The organism is Streptomyces sp. NPDC031210, from assembly GCF_055570395.1.
This window is the reverse complement of record NZ_JBVIHH010000021.1, coordinates 70,556-92,154: the sequence shown is the minus strand read 5'-3', so window position 1 is coordinate 92,154 and position 21,599 is coordinate 70,556. Positions and strand designations below refer to the sequence as shown.

The 21,599-nt window shown below is 71.5% G+C and carries 20 protein-coding genes; 16 read left to right on the top strand and 4 right to left on the bottom strand.

Annotated elements, in window-relative coordinates; translation table 11 throughout:
- Positions 1 to 142 precede the first annotated feature (142 nt).
- Complete coding sequence (locus ACZ45Z_RS30150; RefSeq protein WP_468369040.1) at positions 143 to 511, bottom strand: YbjQ family protein; 369 nt, start codon at positions 509 to 511, stop codon at positions 143 to 145.
- A 198-nt stretch (positions 512 to 709) separates the two neighbouring features.
- Here ACZ45Z_RS30150 and ACZ45Z_RS30145 point away from each other — a divergent pair, with 198 nt between their 5' ends.
- Both ACZ45Z_RS30145 and ACZ45Z_RS30140 read left to right on the top strand, forming a co-directional pair.
- On the top strand, positions 710 to 1,429 hold the full coding sequence (locus ACZ45Z_RS30145) for a DedA family protein (protein WP_468369037.1): 720 nt from the start codon (positions 710 to 712) through the stop codon (positions 1,427 to 1,429).
- A 131-nt stretch (positions 1,430 to 1,560) separates the two neighbouring features.
- Positions 1,561 to 3,471: a threonine/serine exporter family protein gene (locus ACZ45Z_RS30140; RefSeq protein ID WP_468369035.1), complete on the top strand. Its 1,911-nt coding sequence runs from the start codon at positions 1,561 to 1,563 to the stop codon at positions 3,469 to 3,471.
- A 172-nt stretch (positions 3,472 to 3,643) separates the two neighbouring features.
- Here ACZ45Z_RS30140 and ACZ45Z_RS30135 read toward each other — a convergent pair whose 3' ends face one another.
- The gene (locus tag ACZ45Z_RS30135) at positions 3,644 to 4,138 is read right to left on the bottom strand and encodes an inorganic diphosphatase (RefSeq protein ID WP_019888410.1); all 495 of its coding nucleotides are present in this window, start codon (positions 4,136 to 4,138) and stop codon (positions 3,644 to 3,646) included.
- 86 nt (positions 4,139 to 4,224) lie between these two features.
- On the opposite strand from ACZ45Z_RS30135, the gene dacB reads away from it, so the two are divergent.
- The 6 genes from dacB to folE all read left to right on the top strand — a co-directional run bounded on the left by dacB (position 4,225) and on the right by folE (position 11,916).
- Positions 4,225 to 5,799: a D-alanyl-D-alanine carboxypeptidase/D-alanyl-D-alanine endopeptidase gene (dacB, locus tag ACZ45Z_RS30130; protein ID WP_468369032.1), complete on the top strand. Its 1,575-nt coding sequence runs from the start codon at positions 4,225 to 4,227 to the stop codon at positions 5,797 to 5,799.
- Positions 5,800 to 5,922: 123 nt separating this feature from the next.
- Positions 5,923 to 7,071, top strand: coding sequence for a zinc-dependent metalloprotease (locus ACZ45Z_RS30125; protein ID WP_468369030.1), 1,149 nt, complete (start codon positions 5,923 to 5,925; stop codon positions 7,069 to 7,071).
- A gap of 191 nt (positions 7,072 to 7,262) precedes the next feature.
- A complete protein-coding gene (tilS, locus tag ACZ45Z_RS30120) occupies positions 7,263 to 8,270 on the top strand; it encodes a tRNA lysidine(34) synthetase TilS (protein ID WP_468369027.1) in 1,008 nt (335 codons plus the stop codon).
- An 88-nt stretch (positions 8,271 to 8,358) separates the two neighbouring features.
- On the top strand, positions 8,359 to 8,898 hold the full coding sequence (gene hpt / locus ACZ45Z_RS30115; RefSeq protein WP_468369065.1) for a hypoxanthine phosphoribosyltransferase: 540 nt from the start codon (positions 8,359 to 8,361) through the stop codon (positions 8,896 to 8,898).
- A 295-nt stretch (positions 8,899 to 9,193) separates the two neighbouring features.
- Entirely contained in the window at positions 9,194 to 11,203 is a 2,010-nt protein-coding gene (gene ftsH / locus ACZ45Z_RS30110; RefSeq protein ID WP_468369024.1) for an ATP-dependent zinc metalloprotease FtsH, read from the top strand.
- 107 nt (positions 11,204 to 11,310) lie between these two features.
- Positions 11,311 to 11,916 carry a GTP cyclohydrolase I FolE gene (gene folE, locus ACZ45Z_RS30105; RefSeq protein WP_468369021.1) on the top strand — a complete coding sequence of 202 codons (606 nt, stop codon included), beginning with the start codon at positions 11,311 to 11,313 and terminating at the stop codon, positions 11,914 to 11,916.
- 11 nt (positions 11,917 to 11,927) lie between these two features.
- Here the strand turns inward: folE and ACZ45Z_RS30100 are convergent, their stop codons facing one another.
- Positions 11,928 to 13,043 (bottom strand): alpha/beta hydrolase, encoded by a 1,116-nt coding sequence (locus ACZ45Z_RS30100; protein ID WP_468369018.1) that lies wholly within the window; start codon positions 13,041 to 13,043, stop codon positions 11,928 to 11,930.
- Between the two features lie 141 nt (positions 13,044 to 13,184).
- Between ACZ45Z_RS30100 and ACZ45Z_RS30095 the strand changes: the two genes are divergently transcribed.
- The 6 genes from ACZ45Z_RS30095 (at position 13,185) to ACZ45Z_RS30070 (ending at position 18,664) form a co-directional block, all read left to right on the top strand.
- The gene (locus tag ACZ45Z_RS30095; protein WP_468369016.1) at positions 13,185 to 15,035 is read left to right on the top strand and encodes a phosphatidylglycerol lysyltransferase domain-containing protein; all 1,851 of its coding nucleotides are present in this window, start codon (positions 13,185 to 13,187) and stop codon (positions 15,033 to 15,035) included.
- Between the two features lie 85 nt (positions 15,036 to 15,120).
- Positions 15,121 to 16,116: a dihydropteroate synthase gene (gene folP / locus ACZ45Z_RS30090; RefSeq protein WP_468369013.1), complete on the top strand. Its 996-nt coding sequence runs from the start codon at positions 15,121 to 15,123 to the stop codon at positions 16,114 to 16,116.
- A 5-nt stretch (positions 16,117 to 16,121) separates the two neighbouring features.
- Positions 16,122 to 16,619: a nuclear transport factor 2 family protein gene (locus ACZ45Z_RS30085; RefSeq protein WP_468369063.1), complete on the top strand. Its 498-nt coding sequence runs from the start codon at positions 16,122 to 16,124 to the stop codon at positions 16,617 to 16,619.
- A 316-nt stretch (positions 16,620 to 16,935) separates the two neighbouring features.
- A complete protein-coding gene (gene folB / locus ACZ45Z_RS30080) occupies positions 16,936 to 17,295 on the top strand; it encodes a dihydroneopterin aldolase (RefSeq protein WP_468369011.1) in 360 nt (119 codons plus the stop codon).
- Positions 17,292 to 17,939, top strand: coding sequence for a 2-amino-4-hydroxy-6-hydroxymethyldihydropteridine diphosphokinase (gene folK / locus ACZ45Z_RS30075; RefSeq protein WP_468369009.1), 648 nt, complete (start codon positions 17,292 to 17,294; stop codon positions 17,937 to 17,939). The genes folB and folK overlap by 4 nt, the downstream gene beginning before the upstream one ends.
- Positions 17,940 to 18,181: 242 nt before the next feature.
- Positions 18,182 to 18,664, top strand: coding sequence for a DUF3180 domain-containing protein (locus tag ACZ45Z_RS30070; protein WP_468369007.1), 483 nt, complete (start codon positions 18,182 to 18,184; stop codon positions 18,662 to 18,664).
- Positions 18,665 to 18,751: 87 nt separating this feature from the next.
- Here ACZ45Z_RS30070 and ACZ45Z_RS30065 read toward each other — a convergent pair whose 3' ends face one another.
- The gene (locus tag ACZ45Z_RS30065; RefSeq protein ID WP_468369005.1) at positions 18,752 to 19,933 is read right to left on the bottom strand and encodes an ABC transporter ATP-binding protein; all 1,182 of its coding nucleotides are present in this window, start codon (positions 19,931 to 19,933) and stop codon (positions 18,752 to 18,754) included.
- 162 nt (positions 19,934 to 20,095) lie between these two features.
- Between ACZ45Z_RS30065 and ACZ45Z_RS30060 the strand changes: the two genes are divergently transcribed.
- The gene (locus tag ACZ45Z_RS30060) at positions 20,096 to 20,812 is read left to right on the top strand and encodes an ABC transporter permease (protein ID WP_468369060.1); all 717 of its coding nucleotides are present in this window, start codon (positions 20,096 to 20,098) and stop codon (positions 20,810 to 20,812) included.
- Positions 20,813 to 20,815: 3 nt separating this feature from the next.
- Positions 20,816 to 21,589, top strand: a complete 774-nt coding sequence (locus ACZ45Z_RS30055; RefSeq protein ID WP_468369003.1) for an ABC transporter permease — start codon at positions 20,816 to 20,818, stop codon at positions 21,587 to 21,589.
- The last annotated feature ends 10 nt before the right edge of the window (positions 21,590 to 21,599 follow it).

Sequence of the window (21,599 nt, the reverse complement as noted above, 5' to 3'; positions counted from 1 at the left end):
AAAAGAAAACAGCACCCCCCCGTCGAGGGACGCGTGCCCGATCCCCCCCTTCCCCCCCCCCCCCCCCCCCCCCCCCCCCCCCCCCCCCCCCCCCCCCACGTCCCCGCACGCGCGCCCCGTCCGCGCCCCGCCCGCGCGCGGCTCAGCTACGGGGCGAGAGCACCACGGCCGTGCCGTACGCGCACACCTCGGTGCCCACATCGGCCGCCTCGGTGACGTCGAAGCGGAACATCAGCACCGCGTTCGCGCCGCGCGAGCGGGCCTGCTCCACCAGCCGTTCCATCGCCTGGTTGCGGGTCTGGACAAGGGTCTTGGTCAGGCCCCGCAGTTCACCGCCGATCATCGACTTCAGGCCCGCGCCGATCTGGGAACCCAGGTGCCGCGATCGCACGGTCAGGCCGAAGACCTCGCCGATGACCTGCTGGACGGCGAAGCCGGGGACGTCGTTCGTCGTCACCACCAGGACGTCGGACCTCTCCTGCTGACCGCCGCCGTAGTCCTCGATGCCCATCCGCGCACCTCCTTCAGGGCAGCATCACCCCGCTCCTCGGGCGCCGCCACCGTTCGGCGGCGTCCGGGCGGCGGCCACCGGGGAGGCCGCTGGAACCACGGCTCCCCGCGCGGCGTTGATAGCTTTGGGCCGCACCCTGCGCCTGCACCCCCGTCGCACCGCACGATCCGGCGCCCTCGACCCAGGAGCCTTCACCCCGTGAATACTCTCGCGCTCGGCCCCCAGTGGCTGGACCCGGACTATCTGATCGCGACATTCGGCCTGATCGGCGTCCTGATCATCGTCTTCGCGGAGTCCGGCCTGCTGATCGGCTTCTTCCTGCCGGGCGATTCGCTGCTGTTCACCACCGGTCTGCTGGTGACGACGCACAAGCTCGACCGGCCGCTGTGGCTGGTGTGCACGCTGGTGGTGCTCGCCGCGGTGCTGGGCGACCAGGCGGGGTACCTCTTCGGCCGCAAGGTCGGCCCGTCGCTGTTCAAGCGCCCCGACTCCCGGCTCTTCAAGCAGGAGAACGTCGAGAAGGCGCACGAGTTCTTCGAGAAGCACGGCCCGAAGTCGCTGATCCTGGCCCGCTTCGTGCCGATCGTGCGGACGTTCACGCCCATCATCGCGGGCGTGAGCCGGATGAACTACCGCTCCTTCATCATCTTCAACTTCCTCGGCGGCGCGCTGTGGGGCGCCGGTGTCACCCTGCTCGGCGCCTCCCTGGGCAACGTCGCGTTCGTGCACAAGAACATCGAGGCCATGCTCGTCCTGATCGTGCTGATCTCCGTGGTGCCGATCGGTATCGAGTACCTGCGCTCGCGCGGCAAGGCCAAGAAGCGGGCCGCGGCGGTCGGGCCCGGCCCGGACCACCCCGCCGCGGAGCGCCCGCACAACCCCGCCGACGGCCGCCGCGGCCGCCACGCCAAGCGCTGACACCGGGGCACGAACGCCCGCGCGCCCGTCCGTCGCCACCCTTCCGGTACCCCCGACCCGCGCGCCCGCACGTGCTATCAGGCATCGTGTCCGGTGAAGGACGGCAGGAGGCGTACGAGGAGCGTAGAGACGTGGCGTCGGACCCACAGCGCGGCCAGCGCGGCACCAACGGCACGAACGACGATCACACCAGCGACAACGGCGACGCCGACAACGGCACCACCGGCAGCGACGCCGGCGGCCGCGGTCACAAGAACGCCCGCAACGGCCCCAGCGGCCGGAACGGCAAGGCCCATCCCGACAACGGCGCCAAGAGCGCGAGGAACGGCAGCGCCATCAGCAACACCCCTTACGGCCCCGCGGACCGGGCCGGCACGCCCGAGGACCGCAAGCCCGTCTCGGACGAGGCGCACAGCGCCTTCACCCCGCCGCTCGGTGTGCCCTATCCGCCGCTTCCCGAGGACGAGCAGCCCACCTCCGAATTCGCGCTGCCCGAGGGCCTGCGCCCGGAGACGCCCACCGAGCAGGAGGGGTCGGCGTTCGCGCCGCCCGCCGGCACCACGGTCCCCACCCCGCCGCCCGCCGGCCCGGCGACCGTCGGCTACGGCTTCACCCCGCCGCACGGCATCCCGCTGATCAGCCTCACCAAGGAAGCGCCCTGGCAGGACCGGATGCGCACCATGCTGCGGATGCCGGTCCACGAGCGGCCCGCACCGGAGCGGTACGAGCGCACCGACGACGAGAGCGGGCCCGCCGTCCCGCGCGTGCTGGACCTCACCCTGCGTATCGGCGAGATCCTGCTGGCCGGCGGTGAGGGCGCCGAGGACGTCGAGGCCGCGATGTTCGGCGTCGGTCACGCCTACGGCCTGGAGCGGGTCGAGCCGACCGTCACCTTCACCCTGCTGTCGATCTCCTACCAGCCCTCGCTGGTCGACGACCCCGTCACGGCCAGCCGGACGGTGCGGCGCCGCGGCGTCGACTACACCCGGCTGTCCGCCGTCTTCCGCCTCGTCGACGACATCACCTCCGAGGGCATCACCCTCGAAGAGGCCTACCGCGGCCTCGCCGAGATCCGCCGCAACCGCCACCCCTACCCCAGTTGGGCCCTGACCCTGGCCTCCGGGCTGCTCTCCGGCGCCGCTTCCATGCTCGTCGGCGGCGGGCTGCTGGTGTTCCTCGCGGCCGCCGTCGGGTCGATGCTCGGCGACCGTCTGGCCTGGCTCGCGTCCGGCCGCGGATTCCCGGAGTTCTACCAGTTCGTGGTCGCGGCGATGCCGCCCGCCGCGGTGGGCCTCGCCTTCGGACTGGCGCACGCGAGTGTGCAGGCGTCCGCCGTGATCACCGGTGGGCTGTTCGCCCTGATCCCGGGGCGGGCGCTGGTCGCCGGCGTCCACGACGGGCTGACCGGCTACTACATCACCGCCGCCGCCCGTCTGCTGGAGGTCGGCTACCTCATCGTCGGCATCGTCGTCGGCGTCCTCAGCGTGCTGTACATCGGGCTCCAGCTCAACCCGGGCCTGAAGCGGCTCAACCCCGAGCAGGCGCTGGGGGAGTTCAACGAGCCGCCGGTGCAGACGGCCGCGGCCATGCTGCTGGCGCTGGCGTTCTGTGTGCTGCTTCAGCAGGAACGTCACACCGTGGCGTTCGCGACCATAAACGGCGGTGTGGCCTGGGTGGTCTACGGCGCGCTCGCCAACGTCTCGCGCATGGACCCGGTGCCGGCGACCGCCATCGCGGCCGGTCTGGTCGGCCTCTTCGGCCAGTTGCTCTCCCGCTACCGCTACGCCTCCGCACTGCCGTACGTCACGGCGGCCATCGGCCCGCTGCTGCCCGGTAGCGCCACGTACTTCGGCCTGCTCAACTTCGCGCAGGGCAACATGGACGAGGGCATCACTTCCCTGATCAGGGCCGTCTCGCTGGCTCTGGCCATCGCCGTCGGCGTCAATCTCGGAAGCGAGGTCGCACGCCTGTTCCTGCGGGCTCCGGGCATGGCGGAGGCCGGCACCGACCGCCGCGCCGCCAAGCGCACCCGCGGCTTCTAGCGGCTCCCGCCCCGCGCCGCCGCGTCGGCCGCGGCCCGCCACCCGACCGGCCCACCGGCCGCGACACGCCAACGGGCGGCACCCCCAAGTGGGTGCCGCCCGTTCGCGTACGAAAATCAGAGCGCGTGACTCAACGTGCGGCGGTCACGAAAAAACCGCCGGCCGCCGACCGTCAGTGCGCGCCGCCCTGCGCCTCCAGGCGCTTGTACGAGGCCTCGATCTCGGCCTCGGCCTCGGCGCGGCCGACCCAGTTCGCGCCCTCGACGGACTTACCGGGCTCCAGGTCCTTGTAGACCTCGAAGAAGTGCTGGATCTCCAAGCGGTCGAACTCCGACACGTGGTGGATGTCACGCAGGTGCTCCACGCGCGGGTCGGACGCCGGGACGCACAGCAGCTTGTCGTCGCCGCCGGCCTCGTCCGTCATCCGGAACATGCCGATGGCGCGGCACTTGATGAGGCAGCCGGGGAAGGTCGGCTCATCCAGGATGACCAGGGCGTCCAGCGGGTCGCCGTCCTCGCCCAGGGTGTTCTCGACAAATCCGTAGTCGGCGGGGTAGCTGGTCGAGGTGAAGAGTCGACGGTCCAGGCGGATCCGACCGGTCTCGTGGTCCACCTCGTACTTGTTCCGCGAACCCTTCGGGATCTCGATGGTGACGTCGAACTCCACGGGTGGCTCCTCCATGATCAACACATACGTCTGGTGATTAAGTGTCCCCCACGCAGGTGTGTGGTGGCGAAAGGGGCTGGTCCGAGGTGCCGGAGACCAGAAGATGGCAGGTCAGATGGCAGTCGGCGCAGCAATCCGCGCAGGCGGCCGGGCAGTCGGCGCGCCGGGCGGCGGGCGCCGCCCGGCAGACCTGGCGGGCCAAGCCGCTGCCCGAGCGGCAGACCTGGCGGCTGACAGCGCTGTCCGCCGCCACGGGCCTGGCGGTCGCGGTCGTCGCGGTGGCGGCGTCCGGGCCGTGGGACTCGGGTCAGCGTACGGCCGAGCGCCTCCACGCGGCCGGTACGGAGCGCACAGGTGGCGAGCATCACGGCACCGACTCCCGCCCCGGCCGCGCCCCCGTACCCAGCGCGCCCCCCGTCCTGCCCGCCCTCGGCGGGCCCGCGCACGGCCCCGCCGGCCGGGGCGCCGCCCCCGCACCGACCGGCGCCGGGCTGGCCGACGCGCTCGCCCCCCTGCTCAAGGACCCGGCACTCGGGCCGCTGCGCACCGCCTCCGTCCTGGACGTCGCCGAGGGCCGCGAGATCTTCGGCTCCCGGCCGGGCGAGGCCGCCACCCCCGCGTCCACCGTGAAGCTCGCCACCGCCGTCGCCGCGCTCTCCGCCCTGGGCGCCGACCACCGCATCGCCACCACCGTCGTCGCCGGCGACGACGACCGCGTCGTCCTGGTGGGCGGCGGCGACCCGACCCTCACCGCCCGCGCCCCTAGGCCGGGCCTCGAAGAGCAGCCCGCCAACCTGCGCACCCTGGCCGACGACACCGCCCGCGCCCTCAAGAAACGGCACACCACCCGCGTCACTCTCGGCTACGACACCTCGGCGTACTCAGGGCCCGTCCAGCACCCCATCGGCCCCAACGAGAACCTCGCCCCCGTCACGCCCCTGATGGCCGACGAGGCCCGCCTCGACGACAGCGAGCACGGCACCGCCCCGCGCGCGGACGACCCGGCCCGCGCCGCCGCCCGCACCTTCGCCCGCCTGCTGGGCGAGCGCGGCATCGACGTCGACGGCGACCCCGACGACGCCAAGGCCCCCCGCCGGGCCGAACGGCTCGCCACCGTCCGCTCCCTGCCGCTGTCCGCCCTCGTCGAGCGGATGCTCACCTACAGCGACAACGACATCGCCGAGGCCCTGGCCCGGCAGACCGCCCGCGCCACCGGCCGGTCCGCCAGCTTCGCCGGCGCGGGCACCGCCGTCCGCGAAGCCCTCGCCGCCCAGCACCTGCCGCTGGCCGGCGCCGTCTTCGAGGACGGCAGCGGCCTCGACCGCGACGACCGGGCCTCCGCCGGCCTGCTCTCCCAATTGCTGCTGCGAGCCTCCTCGCCCGACCACCCCGCGCTGCGCCCCGTCGTCACCGGACTGCCGGTCGCGGCTTTCACAGGGACCCTCAGCCACCGCTACGCCGGCCAGACGGCGGGCGCCGGTGCCGTGCGCGCGAAGACCGGCACCCTCACCGGCGTGAACACCCTGGCCGGCTCCGTGGTCGACGCCGACGGCCGCCTGCTCGTCTTCGCCTTCATGACCGGCGGCACCACCGACGCCCAGGGCGCCCAGCAGGCCCTGGACAACCTCGCCTCGGCGGTGGCGAACTGCGGATGCCGCTAGGAACCTCGGCGGTGGCGAACCGTGGCGCCGCCAGGGGCCCGCGCCGTGCCGAACCGCGGATGCGCGCGGAGCCCGGCACCGGATCGGCTACCCCCTGGCGGACCGGCACCGTAACGTGAAGCCATGACGAGCATCAGTGGCGCGGAGATGGTCGACTGGAATCTCGCGGTTGCGACCGCGACCCGGCTTGTGCGGCCGGGTCCAGAGGTGAGCCGGGACGAGGCGCGGGCGATCGTCGCCGAGTTGCGCCGGCACGCCAAGGCCTCGGAGGAGCACGTCCGCGCGTTCACGCGCATGGCGCAGCCCGGCGCTCAGGGCGAGGCGCCCCATGACACGCCGGTCCTCGTCGTGGACCGGCCGGGCTGGATCAAGGCCAACGCCGCCGGATTCCGGGCCGTGCTCAAACCCCTGCTGGACAAGATGGAGGACCGCCGCTCGACGGTCCCCGGTGGCGCCGTGCTCGGCGTCGTCGGCGGCAAGGTGACCGGCGTGGAGCTGGGCATGCTGCTGTCGTTCCTGGCCTCGCGGGTCCTGGGCCAGTACGAGACGTTCGCGCCGCCCGCCCGCGACCTGCCCGCCGCCGCGCAGGGCGGCCGGCTGCTCCTGGTCGCGCCCAACATCGTGCACGTCGAACGGGAGCTGGAGGTCGACCCGCACGACTTCCGGCTGTGGGTGTGCCTCCACGAGGAGACCCACCGCACCCAGTTCACCGCCGTGCCGTGGCTGCGCGACCACATCGAGGGCGAGATCCAGTCCTTCCTGGGCGAGACCGACATCGACCCCGGCGCCCTCCTGGAGCGGCTGCGCGAGGCCGCCCAGTCCCTCGTCGGCGCCAAGCCCGAGGGCGAGGAGGGCGAGGACGACGGCGGCCGCTCCTTGGTCGACCTCGTCCAGACGCCCGCCCAGCGCGAGATCCTCGGCCGCCTGACCGCCGTGATGTCGCTGCTCGAAGGGCACGCGGACTTCGTCATGGACGGCGTCGGCCCGGAGGTCGTGCCCTCGGTGGCCGAGATCCGCGAGAAGTTCCAAAAGCGCCGGGCCAGCGGCGCGGGCCGGCTCGACCAGGCGCTGCGCAAGCTGCTCGGACTGGACGCCAAGCTGCGGCAGTACCGCGACGGCGAGCGGTTCGTGCGCGCCGTCGTCGAGGAGGCCGGCATGGACGGTTTCAACCGCGTCTGGACGTCGCCCAACACCCTCCCCACCAAGCAGGAGATCGCCAAACCGGCGGACTGGATCGCGCGGGTGCACCGCAAGGCCGACGGGGCACCGTAAGCGAGCGGCGTGAGCTGGGCACGCCGCGCGGCAGACGCGCGCCCCTTCTATCACCCGTCCGAGGGACCGTGACCGGTGGATAGGCGTGCAATGCTCGGGGAACTGCTCGCCTCTGTCACCATCTAGGCACTCTGTGTGACGAATCGCCGTCCACGGCCCGAGGCTCCCCAGCCGAACGATTGGAAACGGACATGGGTCCCCATCCAGCGGTCGCCGCGATACGCCTGGCGGTCCGCCGCGTACTCCACGACGTCCTCACCCACCACTGCGCGCAGGACCGGCCCGGCCCCCCGCTGGTGCTCGTCGCCTGCTCCGGCGGCGCCGACTCCATGGCGCTCGCCTCCGCCCTCGCCTTCGAAGCCCCCAAGCTCGGCGTCCGTGCCGGGGGCGTCACGGTCGACCACGGCCTCCAGGACGGCTCCGACCTCCGCGCCGCCGAGGTCGCCCTGCGGCTGCGAGCGCTGCGCCTCGACCCGGTCGAGACCGTCGCCGTACACGTGGGCCGAGAAGGCGGCCCGGAAGCCGCCGCCCGCGACGCCCGCTACGCCGCCCTGGACGTCACCGCCGAACGCCACGGCGCCACCGCGATCCTCCTCGGCCACACCCGCGACGACCAGGCGGAGACGGTCCTGCTCGGCCTCGCCCGCGGCTCCGGCACCCGCTCCCTGTCGGGCATGGCCGCCACCACCGGACGGGACGGCCGCTACCGCCGCCCCTTCCTCGACCTGGACCGCCAGACCGCCCGCAAGGCCTGCCTCATCCAGGCACTGCCCGTCTGGGACGACCCGCACAACACCGACCCCGCCTACACCCGCTCACGGCTGCGCCACGAAGGGCTGCCCGCGCTGGAGAAAGCCCTCGGCAAAGGAGTGGTCGAGGCCCTCGCCCGTACCGCCCAGCTCTCCCGGGACGACGCCGACGCCCTGGACGCCTGGGCCGCCGACGCCGAGGTCACCGTGCTCGACGACACCGGCACCCTCGATGTCGCCGCGCTCTTCGCACTGCCCCCCGCCGTCCGCCGGCGGGTACTGCGCCGGGCAGCCATCGGCGCCGGGGCACCGGCCGGTTCGCTCTTCGCCCGCCACATCGAAGAAGTCGACCGGCTGATCACCGCCTGGCGGGGCCAGGGAGCCATCAACCTCCCCGGGCGCGTAGGTGTGCGACGGCAGGGTGGCAGACTGGTCATCCGGCAGGGCTGAGACGCACGACCACCGCCCCGCCTCATGAGTCTCACGACTGACATGCACACCGAACCAAGCGAGAGTGGCACGGGTGGACGAAAAGGACATGGGCGCCGACCTTCAGTCGGTACTCATCACCAAAGAAGAGATCGACGCGAAGCTGGCCGAGCTGGCCGCGAAGATCGACGCGGAGTACGCGGGCAAGGACCTGCTCATCGTCGGCGTCCTCAAGGGCGCCGTGATGGTGATGGCGGACCTCGCGCGCGCGCTGTCCACCCCCGTCACGATGGACTGGATGGCCGTGTCCTCCTACGGCGCGGGCACCCAGTCCTCGGGCGTGGTCCGGATCCTCAAGGACCTGGACACCGACATCAAGGGCAAGCACGTCCTGATCGTCGAGGACATCATCGACTCCGGCCTGACGCTGTCGTGGCTGCTGTCCAACCTCGGCTCGCGCGAGCCCGCCTCCCTGGAGGTGTGCACCCTGCTGCGCAAGCCGGAGGCGGCGAAGGTGGCCATCGACGTGAAGTGGATCGGCTTCGACATCCCCAACGAGTTCGTCGTCGGCTACGGCCTGGACTTCGCGGAGAAGTACCGCAATCTGCCGTTCGTCGGTACCCTCGCGCCGCACGTGTACGGCGGCTGAACGAGCACCACCCGCTCGCCGGCCGCCGCGGCCGGACCGAGGGCCGTACCGGCCTTCGGCGCCCGGCGGGAACCCCCCGGGGTCTCCCGCCGTTGGAGGAGGGAGACGGAGTCCCGGGCTTCATTGTTCACCGTTGGCGGCGGCGCCGGGTGACAATGCTGGGGTACCGTCCGAAGGCAGTCTCATTGGCAGTCACAATTCGGGCCAGTAATACACCGTACGCACGACCAGCTCTCCACAGGGCTGTTGTGCCTCACTGTGGCAGGAGGGACGGGGCCTCAGCGGCTCCGTATGGATGGACGTGAAGCGATACTTCCGTGGGCCGGTCATGTGGATCGTGCTGGCCGTCCTCGCCGTGGTCGTGTTGATGCAGGTCGTCGGCTCGTCCGGCGGCTACAAGACGGTGGACACCGGTCAGGTCGTCAAGGCGATCGCTGACAACAAGGTGAAAACCGCCGAGCTGACGACCGGTGACGAGAACAAGATCAAGATCGAGTTGTCGGGCGACAACAAGATCGATGGCTCCAACAAGATCCAGGCGAGCTACATCGGCGACCAGGGCGTCGATCTGGCGAAGAACCTGCAGGCCAAATACCAGACCGGCGAGATCAAGGACGGGTACACCGTCTCCCCGGAGAAGCAGAACCCGTTCGTCGGGATGCTGATTTCGATGGTCCCGATCGTCGCCATTGTGATCATTTTCCTGTTCCTGATGAACCAGGCGCAGGGCGGCGGCTCCCGGGTGATGCAGTTCGGGAAGTCCAAGGCGAAGCTGATCACCAAGGACACCCCCAAGACGACCTTCTCGGACGTCGCAGGGGCGGACGAGGCCGTCGAGGAACTCCAGGAGATCAAGGAATTCCTCCAGGAGCCGGCGAAGTTCCAGGCCGTCGGAGCCAAGATCCCCAAGGGCGTGCTGCTGTACGGCCCGCCCGGCACCGGCAAGACGCTGCTCGCCCGCGCCGTCGCCGGCGAGGCCGGCGTCCCGTTCTACTCGATCTCCGGTTCCGACTTCGTCGAGATGTTCGTCGGCGTCGGCGCCTCCCGTGTCCGCGACCTCTTCGAGCAGGCCAAGGCGAACGCCCCGGCGATCGTCTTCGTCGACGAGATCGACGCCGTCGGCCGGCACCGCGGTGCGGGTCTGGGCGGCGGCCACGACGAGCGCGAGCAGACGCTGAACCAGCTCCTGGTCGAGATGGACGGCTTCGACGTCAAGGGCGGCGTCATCCTGATCGCCGCCACGAACCGGCCGGACATCCTGGACCCGGCGCTGCTGCGTCCCGGCCGTTTCGACCGGCAGATCGCCGTCGACCGTCCGGACATGCAGGGCCGCCTGGAGATCCTCAAGGTCCACCAGAAGGGCAAGCCGGTCGCTCCGGACGTCGACCTCTCGGCCGTCGCCAAGCGCACCCCCGGCTTCACCGGTGCCGATCTGTCCAACGTCCTCAACGAGGCCGCGCTCCTGACGGCCCGCAGTGACGCGAAGCTGATCAACAACCACTTCCTGGACGAGGCGATCGACCGCGTCGTGGCCGGACCGCAGAAGCGGACCCGGATCATGTCCGAGAAGGAGAAGAAGATCACCGCGTACCACGAGGGCGGACACGCCCTGGTCGCGGCGGCTTCACCGAACTCCGACCCGGTCCACAAGATCACGATCCTGTCCCGCGGCCGGGCACTGGGCTACACCATGGTCCTGCCCGACGAGGACAAGTACTCCACCACCCGCAACGAGATGCTCGACCAGCTCGCGTACATGCTGGGCGGGCGCGCGGCGGAGGAGCTGGTCTTCCACGACCCGACCACCGGTGCCGCCAACGACATCGAGAAGGCCACCGCCACGGCCCGCGCGATGGTCACGCAGTACGGCATGACGGAGCGGCTCGGCGCGATCAAGTTCGGCACCGACAACTCCGAGCCCTTCCTGGGCCGCGAGATGGGTCACCAGCGCGACTACTCCGAAGAGGTCGCCGCGCTGGTCGATGAGGAAGTCAAGAAGCTCATCGAGACCGCGCACAACGAGGCGTGGGAGATCCTGGTCGAGAACCGCGACGTGCTCGACAACCTGGTGCTGACGCTCCTGGAGAAGGAGACCCTCGGCAAGGAAGAGATCGCCGAGGTCTTCAAGCACATCGTCAAGCGCCCGGCCCGCCCCGCGTGGACCGGCTCCTCGCGCCGTACCCCCTCCACCCGCCCGCCGGTGCTCTCGCCCAAGGAGCTGGCCCCGGCCAACGGCTCCGTGGCGACCACCGCGGTCTCCACGGAGAAGGCGGAATCCACTGAGGAACCCCGCCCGGAGAGCTGATCCGGAGCCTTCACCGGCCCCGGAATGAATGCCGCGCCCCGCAGGTTTTAGCCTGGGGGCGCGGCATTCCGCGTTTCGAGCGGGCGCAGTAAGGAACGAGGCACCACATGACCGACCCTGTGACGCTGGCCGGCGAAGGCAAGATCGGCGTCTTCGACGAGAAGCGCGCCGAGAACGCCGTCCGCGAACTCCTCATCGCGGTCGGCGAGGACCCGGACCGCGACGGACTGCTGGACACACCGGCCAGGGTGGCGCGGGCGTACAAGGAGATCTTCGCGGGCCTGTGGCAGGAGCCGAAGGACGTCCTGACGACGACGTTCGACATCGGCCACGACGAAATGGTGCTGGTCAGGGACATCGAGGTGTACTCGACCTGTGAGCACCACCTGGTGCCGTTCCACGGCGTCGCGCACGTCGGCTACATCCCGTCCTCCGACGGCAAGATCACCGGCCTGTCCAAGCTGGCCCGCCTGGTGGACGTCTACGCCCGCCGCCCGCAGGTGCAGGAGCGGCTCACGACGCAGATCGCCGACTCCCTGATGCAGATCCTGGAGCCGCGCGGGGTGATCGTCGTCGTCGAGTGCGAGCACATGTGCATGTCGATGCGCGGTATACGCAAGCCGGGCGCCAAGACGCTGACCTCGGCCGTCCGCGGACAGTTGCGGGACGCCGCGACCCGCGCTGAGGCGATGAGCCTGATCATCGGCCGCTGACGCACCGCCGCTCAGACCTTCAGGTGGTTGCCCAGCCACTGCAGGGCGGCTGGTATTTCCCGGCGCCAGGTGTTGAAGTTGTGGCCGCCGCTGTCGAGGATGATCGACGAGATGCGGGAGGGCGACTTGGTCTGCTCGATGAACTTCAGCGTCTGGCGGTAGTTCGCCTCGCCCTGCTTGCTGGTGGTGACCAGGAGGTTCACCGGGGGAGCGGGCAGGTGCTGCTGGCGCCAGTGCAGGTTGTTCTCGCGCTGCAACTGCGGGTCGCCGCCGAAGAGGTCGCCGGTGGTGGCGTCGAGCGGGGCCTTGTAGGCGCCGGAGAGCGCGACGGCGGTGGAGTACGCCTCCGGGTGGCGCATGGTCATCTTCAGGGCGCAGTAGCCGCCGGTGGAGTCGCCGATGACGCCCCAGCTCCTGGCCTCGGTGCCGGCGCGGTAGTGCTGGGTGATGTCGGCGCGCAGGTCCTTGGTGAAGAAGGTCTCGGTCTGCGGTCCGCCGGGTATGTCGACGCACTCGGTGTCGCGTGGCGGTGCGACGGTGGGCCGCATCATCACCAGGATCGTCGGCCGCATCTTCTTGCGCTTGACCAGGTCGTGCTGGGTCTGGGGGAAGTGCAGCTTCTTGTAGAGGGCCTCGGCGGTGCCGGGGTAGCCGGTGAGGGCCACGGACACCGGGAACCTCTTGTGGGCGTGCTTGGCCTGGAAGTACTGCGGCGGCAGGTACACGTACGCGGGGCTGCTGATCTTGGAGACTTCGCCGCGGATGAGGACCTTGTCCAGCCGCCCGCCGACCTTGGGCTTCGAACCGCCGGGAATGCTGATCCGCTCGGTGCCCAGCAGTTTCAGCTTGGTGCCGTGCGGGCCGGTCTCGTAATCGGTGACGACGCCGGGGGCCTGCTCCTGGCCGAAGAGGTCGGCCCACGAGGCGTAGAAACCGAACGAGTTGTTGGCCGAGAGGCCGATCGAGGCGAACAAGGAGAGCTGGGTGGCCAGCAGCAGTCCGATGCGGCCGAGGACGGCGCGCCAGTTGCCCTTGGACAGGCGCGGCCAGAGCCAGATGGTGAGGACGAACAGTGCCACCGCGAAGAGGACGGCAAGAAGCAGCACTTTCTTGCTGGTGAGACCCATGTGGTGCTTTCTTCCGGGCGGCCGGCCCTTCCGTGCCGCTAATGGAACCCCGAGCCCTGAAACGCCGTCATACAGGGCGCAAAAAGTCCAGATGCTGCGACAAGGCTCGCACGTACTCTCGACCGGGGCGACGGGAAAGTGATGTCTGACAGGCTAGATGGCGAAAAGTCGGAGACGGTTGCGTGGCGCACGCCACGCTGGCTCCGTGGCCCGCGGCCCGAATCGGTACCGCGCTTCGTCGGTACGGCCGGCGTGGTCGTCGGCCTGCTGAACTTGGTCGCGGGGGTGTTCCCCCGGTTCCGGCACAGCCGGATGCACGCCCTGGCCGAGGTGCTGCCGGGGGCGGTGAGCCCGCTGGCGGCGGCCGCGTCGATCGTCGTGGGAATCCTGCTGCTCCTGTTGGCGCACGGGCTCAAGCGGCGTAAGCGGCGGGCCTGGGTGGCGGCCGTGGCGCTGCTCCCGGTGGGGATCGCCGCTCAGCTCGTGTACCGCCACTCCGTTTTCGGAGCGGTGCTCTCGCTCGCGCTCCTGGTGTTCCTGGTGTGGCACCGCAGCGAGTTCGCGGCCCTCCCCGACCCGCGCAGCCGCTGGAAGGCCCTGGCGAACTTCGTCGTCCTGGGCGGTGTGAGTTTCGCCATCGGCATGGTGGTCGTCAGCTCCCACCCCCACAAGATCATCGGATCGCCCTCGTTCTGGGAGCGGGCCCAGCACGTCGTGTGGGGCATGTTCGGCTTCGAGGGCCCGGTCAGCTACACCCACCAGGTCGACTACACCGTCGGCTACTCCCTCGGCGCGCTCGGCCTGCTGACCGTGGCGACCACCGCCTACCTCGCCTTCCGCCCCGAGCACCCGGCCGCCCGGCTCACCGACGACGACGAGCGACGCCTGCGCGAGCTGCTCGCCAAGCACGGCGGCCGTGACTCGCTCGGCTACTTCGCGCTCCGCCGCGACAAGGGCGCCGTCTTCTCCCCGACCGGCAAGGCCGCGGTCTGCTACCGGGTGATCTCCGGTGTGATGCTCGCCAGCGGCGACCCGATCGGCGACGTCGAGGCATGGCCCGGCGCGATCGAGCGCTTCATGGAGGAGGCCCGGGCGCATTCCTGGACGCCGGCGGTGACCGGCTGCAGCGAGACCGGCGGCCAGGTGTGGACCCGCGAGACCGGGATGGACGCGCTGGAGCTGGGCGACGAGGCGATCGTCGACGTCGCCGACTTCACCCTGTCGGGCCGCGCGATGCGCAACGTACGGCAGATGGTCAAGCGGATCGAACGCAACGGCTACGAGACCCGCGTGCGGCGGGTGCGCGACCTGGAGCCGGAGGAGCTGGAGCGCATCCAGAAGGCCGCGAACGCCTGGCGCGACACCGATACCGAGCGCGGCTTCTCCATGGCGCTGGGGCGGATCGACGCGGTGGCCGACGGCGACGCGGTGATCGCGACCGCGCACCTGGCCCCCGGCGAGGGCGAGGACCCCGGCCCCTACGGCGACCTCAAGGCGATGCAGCACTTCGTGCCGTGGGGCGACACCGGCATCTCCCTGGAGCTGATGCGCCGCGACCGCAGCGCCGACCCGGGCATGAACGAGCTGCTGATCGTCGCGGCGCTCCAGGCGACGCCGGATTTGAAGATCAAGGAGGTGTCGCTGAACTTCGCGGTCTTCCGCTCCTCTCTGGAGCGGGGCGAGAAGCTCGGGGCCGGGCCGGTCATCCGGATCTGGCGCGGAACGCTGATCTTCCTCTCCCGCTGGTACCAGATCGAGTCGCTCTACAAGTTCAACGACAAGTTCCGGCCACGCTGGGAGCCCCGCTTCGTCGTCTTCCGCAACAGCCGCGACATTCCGCGCATCGGGCTGGCCGCGTTGCAGGCCGAGGGCTATCTGGAGTTGGGCCTGCCGCGCGCGCTGCGCCGTCGGCGGCCCGCCGAGCCGCGCCCCTGCGCGCACACCGCTCAGCCGGTCGCGGCGGCCGGAGCGCCGGTCGGGGAGGCGGCCTGAGGGCCGTCCCCCCGGCCGCCGCCGCTCTCCGTCCGCTGCACCGGGCCACAATCCGGCCGGTCGGCACACGGCCTAGGCTGGTGCCATGAGTACCTTGCGTGGCCGGGTGGCCGGACTGCCGGACTGGGACCGCTGCGCGGTGCTGGGCGTCGTGAACGTCACGCCCGATTCGTTCTCCGACGGCGGTCAGTGGTTCGACACCGAGCTCGCCGTCAAACACGGTCTCGACCTGGTGGCGCAGGGCGCCGACATGGTGGACGTCGGCGGCGAGTCGACCCGGCCCGGCGCGGCCAGGGTGGATGAGGCCGAGGAGCTGCGCCGGGTCGTCCCGGTGGTGCGCGAGCTGGCCGCGGCGGGTGTCGTGGTGTCGGTCGACACCATGCGCGCCTCGGTCGCCGAGCGGGCCGTGGCGGCCGGTGCGCGGCTGGTCAACGACGTCAGCGCGGGTGCGGCCGATCCGGCGATGGTGCCCGTGGTGGCCGCCGCGCGGGTGCCGTTCGTGGTGATGCACTGGCGCGGCCAGTCCATCGACATGAACAACCGGGCGGTCTACGCCGATGTGGTCACCGAGGTCGTCGACGAGCTCGGGCGGAGCATGGAGCGCGCGGTGGCCGGCGGCGTCGATCCGGAGCGGATCATCATCGACCCGGGCCTGGGCTTCGCCAAGGGCGCCGCGCACGACCTCGCGCTGGTCGCCCACCTCGACCGGCTGCGGGCCCTGGGACGGCCCCTACTGGTGGCCGCATCGAGGAAACGCTTCCTGGGCAGGGTGCTGGCAGGCGACGAGGGAGCCGCCCCGCCGCCGGCCCGGGAGCGGGACGCCGCGTCGGCGGCGGTGTCGGCGATCGTGGCACGAGAGGGGGCCTGGGCGGTGCGGGTGCACGAGGTGCGGGCGAGCGCGGACGCGGTGCGGGTGGCCCGCGCGGTGGAGAGCGCGACCGGAGCAGAGGGTTCCGCGAGACCGGACGGGGTCCCCGGGACGCCCGCGACGCGGGATGTGACCGACAAGAACGAGCCAACCGGCACGGCCGGCACCACAGGTACGACGGATACGACGGCGAACGCGACGGGAGCGGTGTGAGCGGCTTGGGCCCACGGACGGACATCGAACTGGTCGAGCAGGCGAACACGACCCTGTACGAGACCATCGAGCGAGGCGATCACGAAGCGTTGTCGGAGCTCTGGCTCGATGGCCAGGTGAGCGTCGTCCACCCGGGGTGGCCGGTACTGCGGGGCCGCGGCGAGGTGCTCCGTTCGTACGCCCTGATCATGGCGAACACCGAGTACATCCAGTTCTTCCTGACCGACGTGGAGATCGATGTCATCGGTGACACGGCCCTGGTGACGTGCACGGAGAACATTCTCAGCGGTGGTCCGGCGGAGGACGACGGCTCGGTGGGGCCGCTGATCGGCCAGTTGGTCGTGGCCACGAACGTCTTCCGGCGTACGGAGGACGGCTGGCGGGTGTGGTCCCACCACGGGTCGCCGGTGCTGGCGGACCGCGATGACGAGGACGACGACGAGGACGAGGACACCGACGAGAACGGCCCGGACGGGAACACGGGCGCACCGGGCGGCCTGTAGGGACGTGTCGGCTGTGCGGTGCCTTGGGCCCGTTATGGGCCGATGGCACGGTGACGGCCGAGGCGAACCCGTTCGAGGCAACTGAAGTGCGGGTAGGGGTGGAGGCGCGGGGGCACGGGTAAGAGGCCGCGCGGACGACCTCCGGCCGGCTAGCAGCATGACGGGGACTTGTCCATAGCCCCCGTGGGCGAGTGTTGTCGGTGCTCGCAGGTAGATTCGACGGCAGGGCGGTGTGCCGGACGTGTGCTGGTGCGTGCCCGGAATCCGATGAGCAGTGGCGCCAGAGGTGCCAGTGGGACCAATGGGAGTGATTCGCGTGGACCGTGTCGCGCTGCGCGGGCTGAAGGCCCGAGGGCACCACGGGGTGTTTCCCCGGGAACGCGAGGAAGGCCAGACCTTCATCGTGGACCTGGTGCTGGGCCTGGACACCCGGCCCGCTGCGGCGTCCGACGACCTCGCGAAGACAGTGCACTACGGCGTCGTGGCGGAGGAGGTCGTGGCCGTCGTCGAGGGCGAGCCCGTCGACCTCATCGAGACCCTCGCGGAACGGATCGCCGAGCAGTGCCTGAAGCACGAGGGGGTGCAGCAGGTGGAGGTGGTGGTGCACAAGCCGGATGCCCCGATCACCGTGCCCTTCGACGACGTGACCATCACCATCACCCGGAGCCGAGTATGAACCCCACCCGTCACCCGGCCACCCCCTCCGAGGAAGCCGCCGCCCGGCGCCCGCAGGTCGGAGACCCCACCGTTCAGCCGGTACCCGCCTCCGTGGTGGCGCAGGTCGACGCCGCGGACGTGACGCTGTCCAACCCCAAACGCGCCGTGATCTCCCTCGGCAGCAACCTCGGCAACCGCCTGGAGACGCTCCAGGGCGCCGTGGACGCGCTGGAGGACACGCCGGGCCTGCGGGTCAAGGCCGTCTCCCCGGTGTACGAGACCGAGCCGTGGGGCGTCGAGCCCGGTTCGCAGCCGTCGTATTTCAACGCCGTCGTGCTGATCAAGACGACGCTGCCGCCGGCGTCCCTCCTGGAGCGCGGCCACGCCATCGAGGAGGCCTTCGAGCGGGTGCGTGACGAGCGCTGGGGGCCCCGCACGATCGACGTCGACATCCTGGCCTACCAGGACGTGGTCTCCGACGACCCGCAGTTGACGCTGCCCCACCCGCGCGCCCACCAGCGCGCGTTCGTGCTGGTGCCGTGGCACGACGTCGACCCGTCGGCCGAGGTCCCCGGCCGCGGGGCGGTGGCCGAGCTGCTGGCGTCGGTCGGCCAGGAGGGTGTCGTGCCGCGCGCGGACCTGGAACTGCGGCTGCCGGAGTAGTCGTTAGGGTTGCGGGCCGCTCGCCCTGCGGCGCGCGGGCGTAGCCGGCGGCTTCGTGCGGCATGGATGGGTACGCGACCGGTTTCGTGCGGCGGGAACGCGTACGTACCGGTGCCGGGCGGCCGCCATGCGGAGGAAAGCGGCCCGATGCGGACGAACGCGTAAGGAACGGACGGTACGGCCATGAGGGCAGTGGGCGGCGACGGCAGGACGGCCATGACGGCGCGAGGGGCGATCGCTCGGTGAAGCAGCTACACATCAAGGTGCTGGTCGGGCTGTTTCTGGCCGCCGGGGTGCTCGCCTGGGCGGGCGCCCGGCTCTGGGACTCCCTGGACACCCTCCCGGGCGTGCCGGTGGCCGCGCCTATCGTGCTCGCGCTGATCGCCGCGCTGCTGGCGGGCACCGCCTTCTCCCTGCGGTCGCGGCTGCGGGCACAGCGGGAGCGGCGGCCGGACGCCAAGGGCGTCGATCCGCTGGTGGCCGCCCGCGCGGTGGTCTTCGGCCAGGCGAGCGCCCTGGTGGCGTCGCTGGTGGCGGGCCTGTACGGCGGCGTCGGCGTCTACCTGCTGACGTCCGGGCTGGACCTCGCCCCGCGCCGGGACCAGGCGATCTACGCCGGCCTCTCGGTGCTGGCCGGCGCGGCGGTGGTGGCCGCCGCGCTGTTCCTGGAGCGGGTCTGCAAGCTCCCGGAGGACGAGGACCAGTCGGGCGCGACGGCGGTCTGAGGGCCGGGTGGCGCCTCGATCGCCACCAGGCGCCCGGGCACGGGCTCGCGCGCTTCCGGATCGGACACCGGCCCCCGCGCCTTCTGATCAGGCGTCCGGGACGGAATCCAGGGCCACTTCGGCGCGCGGGACGTTCCTCGCGTCCGCCGTGGTCGAGCGGCGCAGGGCCGCGTGCAGTTGGGCGGGGGTGAGCACGCCCGCGAAGCGGTCGCCGTCGAGGACCGCCACCCAGCCCGCGTCGTGCTGGAGCATCGCGCTGAACGCCTGCTTGAGCGGGGCGCCCAGCGGCAGCCAGGCGTCCATCGGGCGGGCATGGTCGCGCACGGTCGCGTCCCGGGAGCCGGCCGCGTCCCCCGGCCCGGCGGTGAGCGCGGCCGCCGCCACCCAGCCGTGCGGCGCCCCGCCGTCGTCCAGGACGACGGCCCAGGCGGCCCCTTCGGCGGCCAGCCTGGCGGCGGCGCCCACCGCGGGGTCGTCGAGGCGGACGACCGGGGGCTGGTCGAGGTCGCCGGGCTCCACGGGGGTGACGGACAGCCGCTTCAGGCCGCGGTCCGCGCCGACGAACGCGGCGGTGTACGGGTTCGCGGGCGCGCCCAGGACCGTCGCGGGGGTGTCGAACTGCTCGATGCGGCCGGCCCCGTAGACGGCGATGCGGTCGCCGAGCCGGACCGCCTCCTCGATGTCATGGGTGACGAACAGCACCGTCTTGTGGAGCGTGGACTGCAGGCGCAGGAACTCGTTCTGGAGGTGTTCGCGCACGACGGGGTCCACCGCGCCGAACGGCTCGTCCATCAGCAGCACGGGCGGGTCGGCGGCCAGTGCCCGGGCCACGCCGACGCGCTGGCGCTGTCCGCCGGAGAGCTGGTCGGGATAGCGGTCGCCGTAGGTGAAGGGGTCCAGGCCGACCAGGTCGAGGAGTTCGGCGGCACGGGCGCGGGCCTTCTTGCGCGGCCATCCAAGAAGGTGCGGGACCGTGGCGGTGTTGTCCAGGACGGTCTTGTGGGGGAAGAGGCCGACCTGCTGGATGACGTAGCCGACCCGGCGGCGCAGTTCCACGGGGTCGATGGCGGATATGTCCTCGCCGTCGAGGTGGATGCTGCCGCTGGTGGGCTCGATGAGCCGGTTCACCATCTTCATCGTGGTGGTCTTGCCGCAGCCCGAGGGTCCGACGAGCGTGACCAGTTCGCCCCTCGCGACCTCGAAGGAGAGGTTGTCGACGGCGGTGGTGCCGTCGGCGTAGCTCTTGGTGACGTGCTCGAAGCGGATCATGATTCCCCATTGTGGACGGGCGGGCGTGAACGCGGTGTTGCGCGAGGATGGCGGGCCGGGCCGATTGTCAGTGGTGGGGGATAGGGTCGCAGACAGTCACCGACGGTGTGAGCGACAGGGCGGGGGAGGTGACGACGGGTGAGTGCACAGAGCGGTGTGCAGGTGGCCGGTCCGGGCTGTCTGCAGGCCAACGAGTGGATCTGCGGCGAGTATGTCCGCACCCGCGGCCAGGAGTTGATGGACGCGACCGTCCAGCACATCGGCATCACGGCGGTGTCCGTGGCCATCGGGCTGCTGGTCGCCTTTCCGCTGGCCCTGGTGGCCCGGCGGTGGCGGGGTGTGGCGGGACCGGTCCTGGGGCTGACGACGGTGCTCTACACCGTCCCGTCCCTGGCGATGTTCGCGCTGCTGACACCGGTGTTCGGGGTCTCGGCTTCGGTGGTGGTCACCGGCCTGGTGCTGTATTCGCTGACGATCCTCGTACGCAACATCCTCGCCGGGCTGCAGGCCGTGCCCGCCGAGGTGCGGGAGGCCGCCCGGGGGATGGGCTACGGCTCCGCGCGCCTGCTGTTCGAGGTGGAGCTCCCGCTCGCGCTGCCCGCCGTGGTGGCCGGCCTGCGGATCGCCACGGTCTCGACGGTGGCGATGACGACCATCGGCTCCGTGGTCGGCTACGGCGGCCTGGGGAATCTCATAGCCAGCGGTCTGGAGGGGTTCTTCAAGGCGGAGGTCCTGACGGCGTCGGTGCTGTGCGTGCTGCTGGCGCTGACGGCCGATGTGCTGCTGATGGGCCTTCAGCGGCTGCTGACTCCCTGGACGCGGGGTCGGGCCCGGAGCCGGGCGCGTCGCGCGACCCGTACGGCGAAGGCGGGGGCTTGAGAGATGGAAGCGATCACGGGTGCCTGGCTGTGGCTGTCGACGGCCGCCAACTGGGCCGGTGAGAAAGGCGTCTGGCACCGCCTCGGCGAACATGTGTGGCTCAGCGCGCTGTGCCTGCTGCTGTCCTGCCTGATAGCGCTGCCGGTGGCGCTGTATCTGGGACACATAGGAAAGGGCGGGGCGCTGGCCGTCAACGTCTCCAACCTGGGCCGCGCGGTGCCGACGTTCGCCGTCCTGGTGCTGCTGACGCTCAGTCCGCTGGGCACCCGGGGGGACTGGCCGACGATCATCGCGCTGGTGCTCTTCGCGGTGCCGCCGCTGCTGACCAACGCCTATCTGGGCATGCGCGAGGCGGACCGCGATGTGGTCGAGGCGGCGCGGGGGATGGGCATGTCGGGACCCCAACTGTTGTGGCGGGTCGAGATACCGCTCGCCTATCCGCTGATCATGACGGGGCTGCGGTCCGCCACGGTGCAGGTCGTGGCGACGGCCACGCTGGCCGCGCTGGCCGGTGGCGGCGGTCTGGGCCGCATCATCACCGCGGGCTTCGGCAATTACGACACGGCCCAGGTGGTCGCGGGCGCGCTGCTGGTGGCCGTCCTCGCCCTCACGGTGGAGGGCGTGCTGGTCCTGGTGGACCGGATGTGCGACCCGATGCGGGGGCGGCGGCGCGGCGCGCGTACGGCGGGCCGGGGCCGGGGCGGGGGGCAGGGCCGGAAGGCCGACGGGCCACCGGGCCGCGAAGGCGACGCGGCCGCGTGCGCGGAACCCGCCTGACGCGGTGCGC

Coding starts and splice junctions, on each gene's coding strand:
- folK (WP_468369009.1), top strand. CDS start 17,292: ATGAACCCCACCCGTCACCCGGCCACCCCCTCCGAGGAAGCCGCCGCC.
- tilS (WP_468369027.1), top strand. CDS start 7,263: ATGGGTCCCCATCCAGCGGTCGCCGCGATACGCCTGGCGGTCCGCCGC.
- ACZ45Z_RS30150 (WP_468369040.1), bottom strand. CDS start 511: ATGGGCATCGAGGACTACGGCGGCGGTCAGCAGGAGAGGTCCGACGTC.
- ftsH (WP_468369024.1), top strand. CDS start 9,194: ATGGACGTGAAGCGATACTTCCGTGGGCCGGTCATGTGGATCGTGCTG.
- hpt (WP_468369065.1), top strand. CDS start 8,359: ATGGGCGCCGACCTTCAGTCGGTACTCATCACCAAAGAAGAGATCGAC.
- folE (WP_468369021.1), top strand. CDS start 11,311: ATGACCGACCCTGTGACGCTGGCCGGCGAAGGCAAGATCGGCGTCTTC.
- ACZ45Z_RS30055 (WP_468369003.1), top strand. CDS start 20,816: ATGGAAGCGATCACGGGTGCCTGGCTGTGGCTGTCGACGGCCGCCAAC.
- ACZ45Z_RS30065 (WP_468369005.1), bottom strand. CDS start 19,933: ATGATCCGCTTCGAGCACGTCACCAAGAGCTACGCCGACGGCACCACC.
- folP (WP_468369013.1), top strand. CDS start 15,121: ATGAGTACCTTGCGTGGCCGGGTGGCCGGACTGCCGGACTGGGACCGC.
- ACZ45Z_RS30095 (WP_468369016.1), top strand. CDS start 13,185: ATGTCTGACAGGCTAGATGGCGAAAAGTCGGAGACGGTTGCGTGGCGC.
- ACZ45Z_RS30100 (WP_468369018.1), bottom strand. CDS start 13,043: ATGGGTCTCACCAGCAAGAAAGTGCTGCTTCTTGCCGTCCTCTTCGCG.
- ACZ45Z_RS30125 (WP_468369030.1), top strand. CDS start 5,923: ATGACGAGCATCAGTGGCGCGGAGATGGTCGACTGGAATCTCGCGGTT.